Source organism: Methylobacterium amylolyticum, from assembly GCF_030700245.1.
Classification (GTDB): Bacteria; Pseudomonadota; Alphaproteobacteria; order Rhizobiales; family Beijerinckiaceae; genus Methylobacterium.
In genome coordinates this window covers 123,715-140,034 of record NZ_JAUYZI010000005.1, presented here as the reverse complement: position 1 = coordinate 140,034, position 16,320 = coordinate 123,715, and the positions used below count along the sequence as shown (strand labels likewise).

15 protein-coding genes and 1 other annotated feature are annotated in these 16,320 nt (G+C 71.0%); of the genes, 7 read left to right on the top strand and 8 right to left on the bottom strand.

Annotation, left to right across the window (positions count from 1 at the left end; translation table 11 throughout):
- The first annotated feature begins 79 nt into the window (after positions 1-79).
- The 3 genes from Q8W71_RS05820 to Q8W71_RS05810 all read left to right on the top strand — a co-directional run bounded on the left by Q8W71_RS05820 (position 80) and on the right by Q8W71_RS05810 (position 3,344).
- Entirely contained in the window at positions 80-1,582 is a 1,503-nt protein-coding gene (locus tag Q8W71_RS05820; RefSeq protein ID WP_305524379.1) for an NAD(P)/FAD-dependent oxidoreductase, read from the top strand.
- A 113-nt stretch (positions 1,583-1,695) separates the two neighbouring features.
- Positions 1,696-2,964: a PQQ-dependent sugar dehydrogenase gene (locus Q8W71_RS05815; RefSeq protein ID WP_305524378.1), complete on the top strand. Its 1,269-nt coding sequence runs from the start codon at positions 1,696-1,698 to the stop codon at positions 2,962-2,964.
- Between the two features lie 62 nt (positions 2,965-3,026).
- The gene (locus Q8W71_RS05810; protein WP_305524377.1) at positions 3,027-3,344 is read left to right on the top strand and encodes a c-type cytochrome; all 318 of its coding nucleotides are present in this window, start codon (positions 3,027-3,029) and stop codon (positions 3,342-3,344) included.
- 115 nt (positions 3,345-3,459) lie between these two features.
- On the opposite strand, the gene lepA is transcribed toward Q8W71_RS05810, so the two are convergent.
- The 3 genes from lepA to Q8W71_RS05795 all read right to left on the bottom strand — a co-directional run bounded on the left by lepA (position 3,460) and on the right by Q8W71_RS05795 (position 6,498).
- A complete protein-coding gene (lepA, locus tag Q8W71_RS05805) occupies positions 3,460-5,262 on the bottom strand; it encodes a translation elongation factor 4 (protein ID WP_305524376.1) in 1,803 nt (600 codons plus the stop codon).
- 177 nt (positions 5,263-5,439) lie between these two features.
- Positions 5,440-5,676 carry a hypothetical protein gene (locus tag Q8W71_RS05800; RefSeq protein WP_370875346.1) on the bottom strand — a complete coding sequence of 79 codons (237 nt, stop codon included), beginning with the start codon at positions 5,674-5,676 and terminating at the stop codon, positions 5,440-5,442.
- Positions 5,677-5,724: 48 nt separating this feature from the next.
- The gene (locus tag Q8W71_RS05795; RefSeq protein ID WP_305524375.1) at positions 5,725-6,498 is read right to left on the bottom strand and encodes a HugZ family pyridoxamine 5'-phosphate oxidase; all 774 of its coding nucleotides are present in this window, start codon (positions 6,496-6,498) and stop codon (positions 5,725-5,727) included.
- 395 nt (positions 6,499-6,893) lie between these two features.
- On the opposite strand from Q8W71_RS05795, the gene Q8W71_RS05790 reads away from it, so the two are divergent.
- The 4 genes from Q8W71_RS05790 (at position 6,894) to Q8W71_RS05775 (ending at position 10,461) form a co-directional block, all read left to right on the top strand.
- Positions 6,894-7,604: a response regulator transcription factor gene (locus Q8W71_RS05790; protein ID WP_305524374.1), complete on the top strand. Its 711-nt coding sequence runs from the start codon at positions 6,894-6,896 to the stop codon at positions 7,602-7,604.
- A gap of 88 nt (positions 7,605-7,692) precedes the next feature.
- Complete coding sequence (locus Q8W71_RS05785) at positions 7,693-9,432, top strand: sensor histidine kinase (RefSeq protein WP_305524439.1); 1,740 nt, start codon at positions 7,693-7,695, stop codon at positions 9,430-9,432.
- Positions 9,432-9,872 carry an HPr kinase/phosphorylase gene (locus Q8W71_RS05780; RefSeq protein WP_305524373.1) on the top strand — a complete coding sequence of 147 codons (441 nt, stop codon included), beginning with the start codon at positions 9,432-9,434 and terminating at the stop codon, positions 9,870-9,872. The genes Q8W71_RS05785 and Q8W71_RS05780 overlap by 1 nt, the downstream gene beginning before the upstream one ends.
- Positions 9,873-10,059: 187 nt before the next feature.
- Positions 10,060-10,461, top strand: coding sequence for a PTS sugar transporter subunit IIA (locus tag Q8W71_RS05775; RefSeq protein WP_305524438.1), 402 nt, complete (start codon positions 10,060-10,062; stop codon positions 10,459-10,461).
- Positions 10,462-10,485: 24 nt separating this feature from the next.
- Here Q8W71_RS05775 and Q8W71_RS05770 read toward each other — a convergent pair whose 3' ends face one another.
- The 5 genes from Q8W71_RS05770 to Q8W71_RS05750 form a co-directional block, all read right to left on the bottom strand.
- Complete coding sequence (locus Q8W71_RS05770) at positions 10,486-11,355, bottom strand: EamA family transporter (RefSeq protein ID WP_305524372.1); 870 nt, start codon at positions 11,353-11,355, stop codon at positions 10,486-10,488.
- 61 nt (positions 11,356-11,416) lie between these two features.
- On the bottom strand, positions 11,417-12,727 hold the full coding sequence (gene hslU, locus Q8W71_RS05765) for an ATP-dependent protease ATPase subunit HslU (RefSeq protein WP_305524371.1): 1,311 nt from the start codon (positions 12,725-12,727) through the stop codon (positions 11,417-11,419).
- 130 nt (positions 12,728-12,857) lie between these two features.
- A complete protein-coding gene (locus Q8W71_RS05760; protein ID WP_305524370.1) occupies positions 12,858-14,351 on the bottom strand; it encodes a SulP family inorganic anion transporter in 1,494 nt (497 codons plus the stop codon).
- A 58-nt stretch (positions 14,352-14,409) separates the two neighbouring features.
- Positions 14,410-14,465, bottom strand: a sequence feature (sul1 is cis-regulatory element that is thought to sense ions involved in sulfur or methionine metabolism; They are found in Alphaproteobacteria).
- 58 nt (positions 14,466-14,523) lie between these two features.
- A complete protein-coding gene (gene hslV / locus Q8W71_RS05755) occupies positions 14,524-15,060 on the bottom strand; it encodes an ATP-dependent protease subunit HslV (RefSeq protein ID WP_305524437.1) in 537 nt (178 codons plus the stop codon).
- 213 nt (positions 15,061-15,273) lie between these two features.
- Positions 15,274-16,080 carry an SGNH/GDSL hydrolase family protein gene (locus tag Q8W71_RS05750; RefSeq protein WP_370875345.1) on the bottom strand — a complete coding sequence of 269 codons (807 nt, stop codon included), beginning with the start codon at positions 16,078-16,080 and terminating at the stop codon, positions 15,274-15,276.
- Between the last annotated feature and the right edge of the window lie 240 nt (positions 16,081-16,320).

The window sequence follows — 16,320 nt, the reverse complement described above, 5'->3', positions numbered from 1 at the left end:
TGCGCTTCCTTAACCATCTGCGAGGCAGGCTCCGCACGCGCCGGGAGCGACCCGGCCGCGACGCCTGCCGGAGCCGGGGATGAGCCACCACACCGAGACGCTGGTGATCGGCGCGGGGCCCGCGGGCCTCACCGCCGCCTACCTGCTGTCGAAGCGGGGCCGCTCGGTCGCGGTGCTGGAGCGCGATTCCGATCAGGTCGGCGGCATCTCGCGCACCGTCTCCCACAACGGCTACCTGTTCGACATCGGCGGCCACCGCTTCTTCTCAAAGGCGAAGGCGGTGGTCGACCTGTGGGACGAGATCCTGCCGGACGACTTCATCGAGCGCCCGCGCCTGTCGCGGATCTACTACCGCGGCCGGTACTACGCCTACCCGCTGAAGGCGTTCGAGGCGCTGCGCAACCTCGGCGTGTTCACCAGCGCCGCCTGCGTGGCCTCCTACCTCTACGCCCGTGCCCGGCCGGTGCGGGAGCCGCAGACCTTCCACGCCTGGGTGCGCAACCAGTTCGGCGAGCGGCTGTTCGCGATCTTCTTCAAGACCTACACCGAGAAGGTGTGGGGCATGTCCTGCGACGCGATCTCGGCGGATTGGGCAGCGCAGCGGATCAAGGGCCTCGACCTCGGCGCGGCGATCCGCGACGGGCTGAAGCGCTCGCTGCGCCTGCGCAAGCGCCGGACGTCCGGCGGCCCGGTCATCAAGACCCTGATCGAGTCGTTCCGCTATCCCCGCCGCGGCCCCGGCATGATGTGGGAGGCGGCCGCCGCGAAGACGCGGGCCCAAGGGGGCCGCGTGCTCCTCGACCGCGGCGTCGACGGCCTCAGCTACGACGCGGGCACCGGCATCTGGACAGTCTCGGCCAAGCGCGGCGACGGCAGCCGCGAGACCTACACGGCCCGGAACGTGATCTCCTCCGCCCCGGTGCGGGAGCTGGTCGACGCGATCCGCCCGCGCCCGCTCAGCACCTTCCACGCCCGGGCGCTCCAGTACCGCGACTTCCTCACCGTCGCGCTGATCGCGAAATCGAACACCGACTTTCCGGACAACTGGATCTACATCCACGACCCCGCGGTGCAGGTCGGCCGGGTGCAGAACTTCCGCTCGTGGTCCCCGGAGATGGTGCCGGACGCGGGCCACACCTGCCTCGGGCTGGAGTATTTCTGCTTCGAGGGCGACGGCCTCTGGAACGCCTCCGACGCCGACCTCGTGGCATTGGCCAAGCGCGAGATCGGGCAGATCGGCCTGATCGACCCGGCCGACGTGGTCGATGCCTGCGTGGTGCGCCAGCCGAAGGCCTACCCGGTCTACGACGCGGACTACGCCGCCCACGTCGCCACCGTCCGGCGCGAGCTGGAGCGGGATTTCCCGACGCTCCACCTCGTCGGCCGCAACGGCATGCACAAGTACAACAACCAGGACCACGCGATGATGACCGCGATGCTGACGGTGGAGAACATCCTCGCCGGCGCGCGCCGCCACGACGTCTGGCGGGTCAACGAGGACGCCGAGTACACGGAAGCCGGCCTCTCGGGGGCCCAGGAGGCGCTCTCCAGCGAGCGGCTGGTGCCGCGGCGCGTCGCCTGAATCCGGGGACAACGCGGGCGCCGCGTCACGGCGGCGCCTTGCCCGCGGGGCCGGCGCGGATATCGTCCCACCCGAACGCCCGACGCACGGGGCGGATCGGGAGGAACGTCTTCATGCGCTCGCTGATACTCGCCGCGCTGCTCACCGGCGCCGCGCTGCCCGCCCTGGCCCAAGGCGCGGCGCCGGCCGACACCAAGGCCAAGACCGACGATCTGGAGAAGCTCCAGGGTTTCCAGAGCACGAACACCCAGCCCGCCCCCGAGATTCCCCAGACCGGGCGCCGCGCCGACGCGATCCGCAAGACGCTCTCCAAGATCAAGCTGCCCGACGGCTTCAAGATCGACCTCTACGCCGTGGTGCCGGACGCCCGGGCGCTGGCGGTGGGGCCGAATGCCGGCGTGGTGTTCGTCGGCACCCGCAAGTCCAAGGTCTACACGCTCACCGACCGCGACAAGGACCGGGTCGCCGACGAGGTCCGCGCCTTCGCGCCGGGCATCGACTTCAAGATCCCCAACGGCGTCTGCTTCTCCCGGGACGGGGTGCTGACGATCGTCGAGCAGAACCGGGTGCTGGCGTTCCCCGCGGCCGAGTTCTTCTACGAGAACCCCGACGTGGCGGCCGGCGTGCTGGTCAAGCAGGGCGAGCTGATCCCCGCTTCGGAGGAGAGCTTCAACCACACCGCCCGCGTCTGCCGGGTGGGGCCGGACGGCAAGACCTACATCGCGCTCGGCCAGCCCTACAACGTGCCGGCGCCGTCCAAGATGGACCTCTACAAGAAGTGGGGCATCGGCGGCATCGTCCGCCTCGACGCCGACGGCAAGAACCGCGAGGTCTACGCCACCGGCATCCGGAACTCGGTCGGCATGGACTTCGCCCCCGACAAGTCGCTGTGGTTCACCGACAACCAAGTCGACGGCATGGGCGACGACACGCCGCCGGGCGAGCTGAACCGCGCCACCAAGGCCGGTCAGACCTTCGGCTTCCCCTGGTACGGCGGCGGCCTCGTGCGCACCGCCGAGTACAAGGACCAGACGCCGCCGGCCGACGCGGTGCCGCCGATGGCCGACCTGCCGCCGCACGCGGCCGACCTCGGCATGACCTTCTACAACGGCAAGCAGTTCCCCGACGCCTACAAGGGCGGCATCTTCATCGCCGAGCACGGCTCGTGGAACCGCACCCAGCCGATCGGCGCCCGGGTGATGTTCGCCAAGCTCGGCGCCGACGGCAAGGTCGAGTCGGTCAAGCCGTTCGCGGAGGGCTGGCTCACCGGCGACGGCGAGTATCTCGGCCGCCCGGTGGACGTCGCCGTGCTGCTCGACGGCTCCCTGCTGGTCTCCGACGACGCCGCCGGGGCGGTCTACCGCATCTCCTACGAGAAGTAGTTTTTTGGGACCGCTCCCTCCCGGCGCGAGCCGGGAGGGAGGCCGCCACCACCGGGATGCCGATGCTCCGACCCCTCCTCGTCCTCGCGGCCGTGCTCGCGCCGTTCTCCGCCCAGGCCGGCGACGCCGCCTTGGGGAAGAAGCGCGCCACGGCCTGCCAGACCTGCCACGGCATGGACGGGCTCTCGAAGCTGCCGGAGGCGCCGAACCTCGCGGGTCAGGTCGAGCCCTACCTCGTGAAGGCGCTCACCGAGTACCGCGACGGCAAGCGCGAGAACGCCGTCATGAACGTGGTCGCGAAGGAATTGTCGGACGCCGATATCGCGAATCTGTCGGCGTATTACGGGGGGATCCAGATCGAGGTGGTGCCGCCGGGGTGAGCCGCGGGCCCGCTACCCGTCATTGCGAGCCGAAGGCGAAGCAATCCAGCGGCGCCACGCTCTCAGACCTCGCGCAGCCCTGGGTTGCTTCGCTGCGCTCGCAAAGACGGTCCGCTCAATCGTCCATCTTCAGCGCGGCGATGAACGCCTCCTGCGGGATCTCGACTCGGCCGAACTGGCGCATGCGCTTCTTGCCCTCCTTCTGCTTGTCGAGGAGCTTGCGCTTGCGGGAGATGTCGCCCCCGTAACATTTCGCGGTCACGTCCTTGGACAGCGCCCGGATGGTCTCGCGGGCGATGATCTTGCCGCCGATCGCCGCCTGGACCGGGATCTGGAACAGGTGGCGGGGGATGAGGTCCTTCAGCTTCTCGCACATCGCCCGGCCGCGGGACTCGGCGCGGGTGCGGTGGACGAGCATCGACAGCGCGTCCACGGCTTCCGCGTTCACGAGGATCGACATCTTCACGAGGTCGCCCTCGCGGTAGTCGGAGACGTGGTAGTCGAACGAGGCGTAGCCCTTCGAGATCGACTTCAGCCGGTCGTAGAAGTCGAACACCACCTCGTTGAGCGGTAGGTCGTAGACCACCATGGCGCGCTTGCCGACGTAGTTGAGGTCGATCTGCACGCCGCGCCGGTCCTGGCAGAGCTTCAAGACGCCGCCGAGATAGTCGTCGGGGGTGAGGATCGTGGCGCGGATCCAGGGCTCCTCGATCGTCTCGATCTTCATCGGGTCCGGCATGTCGGCCGGGTTGTGCAGCTCCTTGATCTCGCCGTCGCGCATCTGAAGGCGGTAGACGACGGACGGCGCCGTCGAGATCAGGTCGAGGTTGAACTCGCGCTCCAGCCGTTCCTGAATGATCTCGAGGTGGAGAAGTCCCAGAAAACCGCAGCGGAAGCCGAAGCCGAGCGCGGCGCTCGTCTCCATCTCGTAGGAGAACGAGGCGTCGTTGAGCCGCAGCTTGCCCATGGCCGAGCGCAGGTCCTCGAAGTCGGCCGCGTCCACCGGGAACAGGCCGCAGAAGACGACCGCCTGCACGTCCTTGAAGCCCGCCAGCACCTGCTTGGTCTGGCGCTTGTCCTCGGTGATGGTATCGCCGACGCGGGTGTCGGCCACCTCCTTGATCGAGGCGGTGAGGAAGCCGACCTCGCCCGGGCCGAGCTCGCCGATGTCGGACATCTTCGGGCGGAACACGCCGATCCGGTCGACGCCGTAGACCGCGTCGGCGCCCATCATGCGGATGGTCATGCCCTTCTTGAGCACGCCGTCGACGATGCGCACCAGCACCACGACGCCGAGATAGACGTCGTACCAGGAATCGACGAGCAGCGCCTTCAGCGGCGCCTCGCGGTCGCCCTTGGGCGCGGGCAGCCGGGTGACGATCGCCTCCAGCACCTGGTCGATGTTGAGGCCGGTCTTGGCCGAGATCGGCACGGCTTGCGAGGCGTCGAGGCCGATCACCTCCTCGATCTGCTCCTTCACCCGGTCGGGCTCGGCGGCGGGCAGGTCGACCTTGTTGAGGACGGGGACGATCTCGTGGTTGGCGTCGAGCGCCTGGTAGACGTTGGCGAGCGTCTGCGCCTCGACCCCCTGGGAGGCGTCGACCACGAGCAGCGAGCCCTCGCAGGCGGCGAGCGAGCGCGACACCTCGTAGGCGAAGTCCACGTGCCCGGGCGTGTCCATCAGGTTGAGGATGTAGGTCCGGCCGTCCTTGGCCGGGTATTCCAGGCGCACGGTCTGCGCCTTGATGGTGATGCCGCGCTCCTTCTCGATGTCCATCGAGTCGAGCATCTGCTCGCCCATCTCGCGCTGCGAGACGGTCCCGGTCACCTCGATCAGCCGGTCGGCCAGCGTCGACTTGCCGTGGTCGATGTGGGCGACGATCGAGAAGTTGCGGATGGTGTCGATCGGGGTGGTCATCGGTCTTCCCACCGGCGCGCGACGCACCGTGCTCTGTCGGAATTTTGGGTGTGCGGCGTGCGGGATAGCAGTGTGGCGGGTATGCGCCAAGCGCGCGCCGGGCGCGGAACTCCGGAAATGAAAACGCCCAGGCCATCGCCCGGGCGCTTTCAGGCTCGATCGGGAAATCCCAAAAAATCAGCGGCCGCGGTCGCGGATCAGGCGCTCGATCTCGGCCTCGCCGTGCGAGCGCGCCTTGGCCTCGGTCGGGTGCTTGCGGTCCGAGCGCTGGTGGAGCTTGCCGTGCTTGCGGATGCTCCACTGGTAGAGGGCGCCGCTCTCGCCGACCGGATGGACCTCGAGGCTGAAGGGGAAGGTGTCGGAATGTGTGTCGCTCATCCCGCCCATATGGGGCAGCCCGCGGCCCGCTGCCATGCCGTCGGCGCGATCCCGTGACGAATTTGCCGCGCCCCGTGGAACGGGTCAGGCCCCGGGGGCCTCGCGCGCCCGCGCGGCCATCGCCACGAGCGCCCGGCGCAGGCCGCCCATGTCGGAGACCGGCTCCGGATAGGTCACCCGCGCGGTGCGCTCGCCGGCGATCAGGTCCATCCCCTCGGGGTCGAGCCCGGTGAGCCGCCATGAGCGCTCGCCGGCGTCGCGTGCGTAGAGCGCGAGCGCGTCGGCATGGTCGGCGTTCATGTGCTCGACGGCGCCGCGCTCGCCCGCGACCACCGCCTCGGCGCCCGCGAGGTCGAGGAGCAGCTCGTCCCGCGTCAGCGTCGCCGCCTTGGCGAAGCCGCCGTTGAGGTGGCCGGCCTCGGGAGCGAGGGCGAAGAAGCCGAAATCGGGGAAGTCGGCGTAGAGCGCGGCCTTCGGGTGCCGGGCGAGGAACCGCTCCCGCGCCCGCGGCTCGGCCGTCTGCGCGGCCCGTCCCGCCACGGTGAGGCGGGGATGGGCGAGCGGGTCGCCCTTGCCGGTCCGGGCGAGCAGCAGCGAGCAGCGCGGATCCGCCAGGAGGTTGCGGGTGTGGGCCGAGAGCCGCGACAGCAGCATCAGCGGCGTGCCGTCCGCGTCGGTGGCGACCGTGACCAGCGAGGCGAAGGGCGTCCCCTGCGCGTCGAGGGTGGCGAGCGCCCCGGCGCGGGTCGCGCGCAGGAGGTCCCGCGCCAGCCCGACCGCGTCGAAGGGCGCCTCGGCCGCGGGCAGCGGCCGGGCGGGTCCGCGGGGCTCGGGTCCGTCCGCGCGCGTCTCGCTCATCCCGCCCAAACCCCCGGATCGCCAGCCTCGTCCGGAACACTAGAGCGCTCGCCGCCGAAGTGGATGCCGGTTCGGCGAAAGAGAGCGCGTCGAAACCAGAACTCTGGACGGCGCCGCGCGTCACGGGCGGCAAGACGACGCTCCCGCCTCGAACGGGAACGGGCCGTGAACGAAGCCCTGCGCGGGGGCAGCGTAGCGAACAATACGGCCAAGCTATGACCGCCGCTCGCTTTTTCCGGGGGATCATACTAAAGCGGTCGTCCCTTTGGCGCGAACCGGGTTCCGAGCCGTCGGCCCGTCCTCACGCCCTCCGCCCGCCCCGACCGGGGCCGGGATGCGGCGCGGTCCGTGCGAGTGCCGGACCGCGCCCGATCCCGTTCAGCCAGGGACCGCGCATGCCGACCATCGCCCTCGTCGACGACGACCGGAACATCCTCACCTCCGTCTCGATCGCGCTGGAGACCGAAGGCTACCGCATCCAGACCTACACCGACGGCGCGTCGGCGCTCGATGGCTTGCGGCACTCGCCCCCGGATCTCGCGATCTTCGACATCAAGATGCCGCGCATGGACGGGATGGAGCTGCTGCGCCGCCTGCGCCAGAAGTCGGACCTGCCGGTGATCTTCCTCACCTCCAAGGACGAGGAGATCGACGAGCTGTTCGGCCTCAAGATGGGCGCCGACGACTTCATCCATAAGCCGTTCTCGCAGCGGCTGCTGGTCGAGCGGGTGAAGGCGGTGCTGCGCCGCTTCGCCAAGGAGGCCCCGGGGGCGGCCCCGCGCGGCGAGGCCGAGGCGGCGGCGCGCTCCCTGGAGCGCGGCTCGCTGATGATGGACCCGGAGCGCCACACCTGCACGTGGAAGGGCGAGGCGGTGACGCTCACCGTGACCGAGTTCCTGATCCTCCAGGCGCTCGCCCACCGCCCCGGCGTCGTGAAGAGCCGCAACGCGCTGATGGACGCCGCCTACGACGATCAGGTCTACGTCGACGACCGCACGATCGACAGCCACATCAAGCGGCTGCGCAAGAAGTTCAAGGTGACCGACCCGAACTTCGACATGATCGAGACGCTCTACGGCGTCGGCTACCGCTTCAAGGAGGCGTGATCCGAGGATCCGCCCCGTGCCCGCACAGAACACCGCCCGGGACGCCGCCCCGGCCGAGGGGGGCCCGCGCGCCGCATCGGCCCGCGCCCTGTCGCACCTGCTGACGTGGCCGCGCGCCCTCTGGGACGGGATCGGCCAGCGCGCCTCGTCGAGCCTGACGCGCCGGATCGTGGTGCTCAACCTCGTCGGGCTGATCGCGCTGCTCGTCGGCTTCCTCTACCTCAACCAGTTCCGCCAGGGGCTGATCCAGGCCCGGATCCAGAGCCTCGCGATCCAGGGCGACATCATCGCCGGGGCGATCGCCGCCTCGGCCTCGGTCGATACCGATGCGATCCGCATCGACCCCGACAAGCTTCTCCAGCAGCAGGCGGGCGAGGGGGCCGACGAGGAGGCGCAGCCGCTCGCGTTCTCCCTGAACCCGGAACGGGTCGCGCCGCTGCTGTCGCGCCTCGTCACCCCCACCGGCAACCGCGCCCGGGTCTACGACCAGGAGGGCGGCCTCCTGTTCGACACCCGCACCCTGTTCAAGCGCGGGGATGCCGGCCGCGCCGACCCGATCGCCGAGAAGCCGCACCGGGCCGGCCTGCTCGAATCGGCGTTCGACGCGGTCCACGCCCGGCTCAGCACCCTGTTCGGCGGCCGCACCGCGCCGCCGGAGGAGACGGGACCGGCCAACGGCCATTCCCTGCGCGAGGTCCAGGCCGCGCTCGGCGGCGCCCGCGGCAGCCTCGTGCGGCGCAACACCCTCGGCGAGACGAACGTCTCGGTGGCGGTGCCGATCCACAAGGGCGGCAAGGTGCGCGGCGCGCTGCTGATCTCGACGCAGGGCGACGCCATCGACCGGGTGATCGCCTCCGAGCGCTTCGGCCTGCTCCAGGTGTTCCTGATCGCCGCCATGGTGATGGTGGTGCTGTCCTTCCTCCTGGCCGGCGCCATCGCCGGGCCGGTGCGCCGCCTCGCCGAGGCGGCCGAGAAGGTCCGCATGGGCATCAAGACCCGCGAGGAGATCCCGGACTTCACCGAGCGCACCGACGAGATCGGCCATCTGTCGGGTGCGCTGCGGGACATGACCCAGGCGCTCTACCGCCGCATCGACGCGATCGAGAGCTTCGCCGCGGACGTGAGCCACGAATTGAAGAACCCGCTCACCTCCCTGCGCAGCGCGGTGGAGACCCTGCCGCTCGCCAAGACCGACGAGTCCCGCGGGCGGCTGATGGCGATCATCCAGCACGACGTGAAGCGCCTCGACCGGCTGATCAGCGACATCGCCGACGCCTCGCGCCTCGACGCGGAACTCGCCCGGGCCGAGGCGCGGCGGGTCGACATGCGCAAGCTCCTGACCACCGTCGTGTCGGTGGCCAACGAGCGCAGGCGGCCGAAGGACTGCCTGATCCAGCTCGACGTGGAGGCGCCGGCCGAGCAGGAGGCGCCGTTCACCATCATCGGCCACGACAGCCGCCTGGGGCAGGTGGTTAACAACCTCCTCGACAATGCCCGCTCGTTCTCCCCCTCCGACGCCAAGGTGCGGGTGGCGCTGCGGCGGGTCCGCGGGGAGGTCGAGCTGATCTGCGAGGACGAGGGCCCCGGCATCCCCGAGCACGCGGTGGAGCGGATCTTCGAGCGCTTCTACACCGATCGCCCGGAGCAGGGCTTCGGCCAGAACTCGGGCCTCGGCCTGTCGATCTCCCGCCAGATCGTCCAGGCCCACCGCGGCTCGATCCGCGCCGAGAACCGGCCCGGCGCGCCGAACGAGGAGGGCGAGCCGACGGTGCGCGGCGCCCGCTTCGTGGTGCGCCTGCCGGCGGCCCCGCGCCAGCTCCACACCTGATGGTTACCGTTCACGCCGCCTGCGTCGCCCTGGGCGGCGCGGGCGTGCTGATCCGCGGGCCCTCGGGCGCGGGCAAGTCGAGCCTCGCGCTGCTGCTCGCCGAGGCGGCCGGTGCAGCCCTCGTCGCCGACGACCGGGTGGGGCTCGCGGTGCGGGCGGGGCGCCTCGTCGCCCGTCCGCACCCGGCCGCGATCGGGCTCGTGGAGGTGCGCGGCCAGGGCATCCTCACAGCGGAGGCTCTCGGGGTGGCGACCCTGCCCGAAGCGATCCTGTCGCTTGCCGTCGATCTCGTCGAGGCCGCGCCCCGGCTGCCGGATCCGCCCGAGGACGCCGCGATCCTCGGCCTGCACCTGCCCCGCCTCGTGCTCGACCGGGGCGCGCGCGCGGCCGGGCTGGCGCCGATGCTGGTGCGTGCCGCGCTGCGCAAAGCGGAGCCGTGAGCGGCCCGGCGTGACTTCGCAGTCGCACAGCCCCGCCGATTGAGGCACCCTCCGGCGCCCCCATAGCCTCCGGGCCGGGCGCGTGGCATGATCGCGGCACTGTCCGAGCAAAAAGTCGCGTCCGCCTTGTGATGATCTGTGCGATGCACAACATGGTGGCAGACACAGGACGTCGGAACACGTGTCGATGATTGGCATGGTGCTCGTCACCCACGGTTTGCTCGCGACCGAGTTCAAGGCCGCTCTGGAGCACGTGGTCGGCCCGCAGGATCAGATCGAGACGATCACGATCGGGCCGGAGGACGATATGGAGCTGCGGCGCCGGGACATCATGTCCGCGGTCTGCCGCGTGAACACGGGCGAGGGCGTGGTCGTGCTGACCGACATGTTCGGCGGCACGCCGTCGAACCTCGCGCTGTCGTGCATGAACGGCGGCTCGGTCGAGGTGGTGGCCGGCATCAACCTGCCGATGCTGATCAAGCTCGCCAGCGTCCGCGACGAGGAGCTCCTCGTGGACGCCGTGCTCCACGCCCAGGAAGCGGGGCGCAAGTACATCAACGTCGCCTCGCGCGTGCTGGCCGGCAAGTAGCGCCATTCAGACACGTAGCGCCCGTCACACGCCTCGCTCCGCCTCGATCTCCGGCGGCCCGGCCGCCCGTGTCCGGGCGCTCACGGTGATGCCGGCCGAGGCCGCGATCACCAGGGCGATGGCGAGCCACTGCACCGCGCTCAATTGCTCGTCGAGCACCGCGAAGGCCGCGAGCGCCGCCACCGCCGGTTCCAGGCTCATCAGCACCCCGAAGGTCTTCCGGTCGAGCCTGCGCAGCGCGACCATCTCCAGCGAGTAGGGCAGGGCGCTCGACAGCAGCGCCACGACGATTCCCGCAGCCAGGATCTCCGGGGCGAACAGGGCGGTCCCTGCTCCCGCCAAGCCGAACGGGGCGGCGACCAGTGCCGCCACGCTCATCCCGAGCGCCACCGCCTGCCCGCCGTCGACCCGGCCGGCCCGCTGACCGAACAGGATGTAGAGGGCCCAGGCGAGGCCGGCGGCGAGCGCGTAGCCCACGCCCACCGGGTCGAGGCCGCCGCTGCCGGCGAGCGGGAGCAGCAGGGCGAGGCCCGCGACCGCGACGCCGATCCAGAGGAAGTCGGTCGGGCGGCGGGAGGCTGCGAGCGCCACCGCGAGCGGCCCGGTGAACTCGATCGCCACCGCCGGCCCGAGCGGCAGCCGGGCGAGCGCGCAGTAGAACAGCAGGTTCATCGACCCGAGCGCCGCGCCGTACAGCGCGATCCAGCCGGCGTCGCGGGGGTGGAGCGTACGCCGCCACGGCCGCCAGACCGCGACGAGGATCAGCGCCGAGAAACCCACCCGCAGGGCCGAGGTCCCGGCCGGGCCGAGCGCCGGGAACAGCGTCTTGGCAAACGTCGAGCCCGCCTGGAGCGAGACCATGCCCGCGACGAGGGCGGCGACCGGGAGGAGCATCAATCACCGCATATCGTGCGGAGATTGGCTCGCCTAATCTCCGCATCCGGCCATCATGGGCCTACAGGATGAACCGGCTGAGATCTGCGTTGGCCGCCAGATCCTCCACCCGCGCCCGCACGTAGGCGGCGTCGATCGGCACGGTCTCGCCGGCGCGGTCGGTGGCGGTGAACGAGATCTCGTCGATCACCCGTTCCAGCACCGTCTGGAGGCGGCGGGCGCCGATGTTCTCGACCGACGCATTCACTTCGACGGCGACGCGGGCCAGCGCGTCCACCGCGTCGTCGGTGAAAGCCAGCGTCACCCCCTCGGTCTCCATCAGCGCCACGGTCTGCTTGAGCAGGCTCGCCTCGGTGCTGGTGAGGATCTGCTTGAAATCCTCGACCGTCAGCGGCTGCAACTCCACCCGGATCGGCAGGCGGCCCTGCAATTCCGGCAGGAGGTCGGCGGGCTTCGAGACGTGGAAGGCACCGCTTGCGATGAACAGCACGTGGTCGGTCTTCACCGGCCCGTGCTTGGTCGCCACCGTGGTGCCCTCGATGAGCGGCAGCAGGTCGCGCTGGACGCCCTCGCGCGACACGTCGCCGGCGCGGCCCTCGCGGGCGCAGATCTTGTCGATCTCGTCGAGGAAGACGATGCCGTTGTCCTCGACCTCGCGGATCGCCTCGCGGATCAGGGCGTCGTCGTCCACGAGCTTGTCGGATTCCTCGGCGAGCAGGGGCGCGTAGGCCTCGCGCACGGTGATCCGGCGCGGCTTGCCCCGCTGGCCGCCGAGCGCCTTACCCAGCATGTCGCCGATGTTGATCGCGCCCATCGAGGCGCCGGGCATGCCGGGGATCTCGAACATCGGCAGGCCCGACGGCGCGCTCGCGGCCAGTTCCAGCTCGACCTCCTTGTCGTCGAGTTCGCTTTTGCGCAGCCTGCGCCGGAAGCTGTCGCGGGTGGCTTGGCTCGCGGTCGGGCCGACGAGCGCGTCGAGGATCCGGTTCTCGGCCGCGGCCTCGGCCTTGGCCTTCACCGCCTCGCGCTTCACCCCCCGGGTGAGCCCGATCGACACCTCGACGAGGTCGCGCACGATCTGCTCGACGTCGCGGCCGACATAGCCGACCTCGGTGAACTTCGTCGCCTCGACCTTCAGGAACGGCGCGTTGGCGAGCCGCGCCAGCCGCCGGGCGATCTCTGTCTTGCCGCAACCGGTCGGTCCGATCATCAGGATGTTCTTGGGCGCGACCTCCTCGCGCAGCGGCCCGGTGAGCTGCTGGCGCCGCCAGCGGTTGCGCAGGGCGATCGCCACCGCGCGCTTGGCGTCGTGCTGCCCGACGATGAAGCGATCGAGTTCGGACACGATCTCGCGCGGAGAGAACGTCGTCACCGCAGATGCCTTCCCTGTCTTCCGGCCCCAAGCGCCGGTGAGCCCGGAATGGGGTCGCGGCCGGCGCCGCGCAAGAGGGGCACCGCGCGAGAGGGGCGCCCCGCGAGAGGAGCGCCGGCCGCGGCCCCGCTCAGTGCGCCGGGAGCGAGGCCGCCCCGGGCTTGTCGTGGGTGCCGAAGCGCTCGACCAGGGTCGCGCTCGCGGCATTGAGCCCGACCACCTCGACGACCCGCCCCCGGGCGCGGGCCTTCAGCACCACCCGGTCGAGGGCGCCGACCGCCGATATGTCCCAGAAATGCGCCCCGCTCACGTCGAGGACGATCCGCTCGACCGGCTCCAGCAGGTCGACCGCCTCGCCGAACCCGCCGGCCGAGGCGAAGAACACCTGCCCCGTCACTCGGTACGTCCGGGTGCGCCCGTCCGGCGACAGCTCGGAGGCGACGCGGCTGAGGCGCGCGACCTTGCCGGCGAAGAACACCCCCGACAGGAGCACGCCGACCAGCACCCCGATCGCGAGGTCGCGGGTGGCGACGACCACCGCCACGGTGGCCAGCATCACCGCCGAGGAGGGCAGCGGGTTGGTCCGCAGCCGCGCGAGCGAGCGCCAGGAGAAGGTGTTGACCGACACCATGATCATCACCGCCGTCAGCGCCGCCACCGGCACGACCGCCAGCAGGTCCTGAAGCGCCACCAGCAGCAGGAGGAGAAAGCCGCCCGCCACCAGGGTGGAGAGCCGGCCCCGCGCCCCCGAGGAAACGTTGATCACCGACTGCCCGATCATCGCGCAGCCGCCCATGCCGCCGAACAGGGCCGAGGCGGTGTTGGCGAGCCCCTGGCCGATGCATTCCCGGTTCTTGCTGCTCGGCGTGTCGGTCATGTCGTCGACGATCTGCGCGGTGAGCAGGCTCTCCAGCAGTCCCACCGCGGCGAGGGTGGCGGCGTAGGGCGCCAGGATGCGCAGCGTCTCGAAGGTGAGCGGCACCTGCGGCAGGGCGAAGCTCGGCAGGGCCGAGGGCAGGGCGCCGAGATGGGCGACGGTGCGCACGTCGAGCCCGAGCCACGCGGTGAGCCCGGTCAGCACGGCGATGGCGACGAGGGGCGAGGGCACCGCCCGGGTCAGGCGGGGGAAGCCGTAGATGATGGCGAGACCCAGCGCGATGAGCCCGTAGGTGGCGGGGGTGACGCCGGTGAGCTCGGGGAGCTGCGCCAGGAAGATCAGGATCGCCAGCGCGTTGACGAAGCCGGTCATCACCGACTGCGAGACGAAGCGCATCAGCCGCCCGAGTTTCAGGAAGCCCGCCGCGATCTGGATCACGCCCATCAGGATCGTGGCGGCGAACAGGTACTGGACGCCGTGATCGCGCACGAGGTCGGTCATCACCACGGCGGTGGCGGCGGTGGCGGCAGAGATCATCGCCGGGCGTCCGCCGGTGAAGGCGATCGTGCAGGCGATGACCACCGAGGCGTAGAGGCCGACCTTCGGGTCGACGCCTGCGATCACCGAGAAGCCGATCGCCTCTGGGATCAGGGCGAGGGCGACGACGAGGCCCGAGAGGATGTCGCCGCGCAGGTTCGAGACCCACGCGCCGAGGAGGCCGGCGGGTCCGGTCTTCTGGGAGGTCATGGAAAAAATCCGCAGGAGACGCGCCCGCGCTTCGGGCGGGACGGCGGCGTCTCGTGTGCGTGGTCCGGCGGATCGGCGGCCGGAAGAGCCACCCGGGCTCTCACCGGGTCCTTGCGAATGGCCCGACCCTAGTGACGCTCACGCTGCAATGCAACATGCGCGACGGGCAGACCTACGATCCGCCGACCTCGAGCGCCTCGATGACGAGGTTCCCGTTGGTGTAGACGCAGATCTCGGCGGCGATGGCCATCGCGCGGCGCACGATCGCCTCGGCGTCGAGGTCGCCGTCCTCCAGGGCGCGGGCGGCGGACAACGCGTAATTGCCGCCGGAGCCGATCGCCATCACCCCGCTCTCGGGCTCCAGGACGTCGCCGGCGCCGGAGAGCAGCAGGCTCACGTCGCGGTCGGCCACCAGCATCATCGCCTCCAGGCGGCGCAGGTAGCGGTCGGTGCGCCAGTCCTTGGTCAGCTCGACGCAGGCGCGGGTGAGCTGGCCGGGATACTGCTCCAGCTTGCCCTCCAGCCGCTCGAACAGGGTGAAGGCGTCGGCGGTCGCCCCGGCGAAGCCGCCGATCACCGCGCCCTTGGCGAGCCGGCGCACCTTGCGGGCGTTGCCCTTCACGATGGTCTGGCCGAGGCTGACCTGCCCGTCGCCGCCGATGACGACGCGGCCGCCTTTGCGGACCATCAGGATGGTGGTGGCGTGCATCTGGGGCGGCCCGCCCCGCTCGTCGTGACTCAAGACCAACGCTCCGGTTGCGCGCTCCGCCGCCGGAGACCGATCCGGCGGGGAAGGCGCGTCGCGCGACGACGTCGGAGCCGCGTCCGCTGGGGATGGGCTCGGCTCCGGTCGATCCGGGCCGAGATGGGGAGGCGGGCCCGCGCCGTCCAGCGGGCGCGGCGACGGCGGGCGGACGGGTCGCTACTCGGCGACCGCCTCGGCGACCTGGACCGGGCCGGCGTCGCGCAGGATCGACTCGGCCGCCGCCTTGGCGAGCAGCGCGTAGCCGCCGTCGGCCATGTGCAGCCCGTCCGCGGCGAAGAGCTGCTTGCGCGTCACCTTGCCGTCGCGCACCCAGTCCTGCATCAGGTCGGCCCGGCGGATGACCGGCACGTCGAGCTCGGCGCCGATCTCGCGCACCGCGTCGCGGAACCGGTGCGAGCCCGGCGTCGCCTCCAGCGTCGGGCACCATTGCGGCTCCATCAGAACCACGTCGATGCCGGCCTCCTGGATGCGGCGCACGGCGGCGAGCGTCGCCTCGCGGAAGTGCGCGAGCGAGACGCCGCGCAGGGGGTCGTTGCTGCCGGTCTGCCAGATCACCAGTTGCGGCTCGGCCCGGATCACGTCGCGGTCGAGGCGGGCGAGCATGTCGTCCACGTGCTCGCCGCCGATGCCGCGGTTCACCACCGTGACGTCGAGGCCGCGCAGCCGGCCGCGCAGGTCGGCCTGGAGGCGGGCCGGGTAGGCGTTGGCCGGGCTCGAAGCGCCGATGCCCTCGGTGGAGGACGAGCCGAAGGCGACGATCCGCAGCGGCGCGCCGATGGCGATCTGCCGGGCGACGTGCGGCAGGTCCGGCGTCTCGTGCAGGTCGATGCCGAGGAGATCCAGCGAATCCGGCAAGAGGTCGGCATAGGCCAGCACAGCGGTCGGCAGCAGCAACAGGCCGGCGGCCAGAGCGGCGCGGCGCAGCAGCGCGCGCAGGGGATGGGCAGAGGTGGTGTGGGGCACGGGGACCGTCGGGCTCGGCTCGCGTGGAGGCTCGATACAGACTGCGCCGCGATCCCGGAAGCCCGGGTTCCCGCGGATGCTTGAAGGCTGTGTGAATCCGTAACGCAAAATTCACCACTCGCAGGTCGATCGCGACGGCATCGCGAACCGTCGAGCCGAATCATGGTCGTTTGCGGGCGCCTCCGAGTTCGTCCGCCTGCGAAAAGGCGGGGCAGCGTTCTCGGACCGATGGCTCGGCCG

Coding starts and splice junctions, on each gene's coding strand:
- lepA (WP_305524376.1), bottom strand. CDS start 5,262: ATGACCACCCCGATCGACACCATCCGCAACTTCTCGATCGTCGCCCAC.
- Q8W71_RS05810 (WP_305524377.1), top strand. CDS start 3,027: ATGCTCCGACCCCTCCTCGTCCTCGCGGCCGTGCTCGCGCCGTTCTCC.
- Q8W71_RS05800 (WP_370875346.1), bottom strand. CDS start 5,676: ATGGCAGCGGGCCGCGGGCTGCCCCATATGGGCGGGATGAGCGACACA.
- Q8W71_RS05815 (WP_305524378.1), top strand. CDS start 1,696: ATGCGCTCGCTGATACTCGCCGCGCTGCTCACCGGCGCCGCGCTGCCC.
- Q8W71_RS05760 (WP_305524370.1), bottom strand. CDS start 14,351: ATGACCTCCCAGAAGACCGGACCCGCCGGCCTCCTCGGCGCGTGGGTC.
- hslV (WP_305524437.1), bottom strand. CDS start 15,060: ATGCACGCCACCACCATCCTGATGGTCCGCAAAGGCGGCCGCGTCGTC.
- Q8W71_RS05790 (WP_305524374.1), top strand. CDS start 6,894: ATGCCGACCATCGCCCTCGTCGACGACGACCGGAACATCCTCACCTCC.
- Q8W71_RS05775 (WP_305524438.1), top strand. CDS start 10,060: ATGATTGGCATGGTGCTCGTCACCCACGGTTTGCTCGCGACCGAGTTC.
- Q8W71_RS05795 (WP_305524375.1), bottom strand. CDS start 6,498: ATGAGCGAGACGCGCGCGGACGGACCCGAGCCCCGCGGACCCGCCCGG.
- Q8W71_RS05780 (WP_305524373.1), top strand. CDS start 9,432: ATGGTTACCGTTCACGCCGCCTGCGTCGCCCTGGGCGGCGCGGGCGTG.
- Q8W71_RS05820 (WP_305524379.1), top strand. CDS start 80: ATGAGCCACCACACCGAGACGCTGGTGATCGGCGCGGGGCCCGCGGGC.
- Q8W71_RS05770 (WP_305524372.1), bottom strand. CDS start 11,355: ATGCTCCTCCCGGTCGCCGCCCTCGTCGCGGGCATGGTCTCGCTCCAG.